The following is a 674-nucleotide window of genomic DNA, read 5'->3' on the forward strand; positions in this document are numbered from 1 at the left end:
AGAGATCAACAACGTCAAGGCGATCAACCATGTGCTGGGGCTTATTTTCGGCGTCATTGCCGGCGCCGCCCTGATCGGCTGCATCGCCTCGCTGGTCGGGGCCTTCCTGGCCAACATCGACCGCAAGCGCCGGCACCTGGCGGTACTGCGCCTGCTGGGTTTCAGCAGTGCCGCGGTGTCGGCCTACGTAGTGCTGCAAGCGCTGGTGCTCAGCCTTGCCGGCTACCTGGGCGGCCTCGGCTGCTACTACCTGGGCAGCCTGCTGTTCGACCGGTTGCTGGTCAGCAGCCAGGCCACCGGCGCCTTCATCTGTCATATCACCGTGTGGCATGGCCTGGTCGCCTTGCTGCTGGCCTTCCTGGTCGCCGGCCTGGTCGCCCTGACAGGCGCCTTGCGTGCCATACGGATACAACCTGCGGAGAGTCTGCGTGAACTCTAAAGCCTACAGCCGCCTGCTTCTGGCGCCACTTGGTCTCGGCTTCGCGCTGCAAGCAGCAGCGGCAACCTGGGACGAAAAGTACTACAACCCGATGCCTGATGCCGACGACGTAGTGCTGCCCATGCCCTGCGACGGGGCGATGGTGTTTCGCAAGGTGATGATCCCGGTCGCCGGCCCGCTGGACGACTACCCGATCAACATCGGCCAGGACAGCGGCGAGTGGGGCTATGTGGAG

Annotated in this window: 1 protein-coding gene and 1 pseudogene; both read left to right on the forward strand. The window is 64.5% G+C overall.

Annotation, left to right across the window (positions count from 1 at the left end):
* Window positions 1-439: FtsX-like permease family protein (locus HP547_RS29170; RefSeq protein ID WP_172288983.1), on the forward strand; the 439-nt coding region annotated here is incomplete at its 5' end.
* Window positions 429-674 (forward strand): annotated as a pseudogene (locus tag HP547_RS29175) (hypothetical protein); the annotation flags it as partial. The gene HP547_RS29170 and the pseudogene HP547_RS29175, both read left to right, overlap by 11 nt.

Origin of the sequence: Pseudomonas sp. CM27, assembly GCF_013179515.1 — a bacterium.
Taxonomy (GTDB): Bacteria; Pseudomonadota; Gammaproteobacteria; order Pseudomonadales; family Pseudomonadaceae; genus Aquipseudomonas.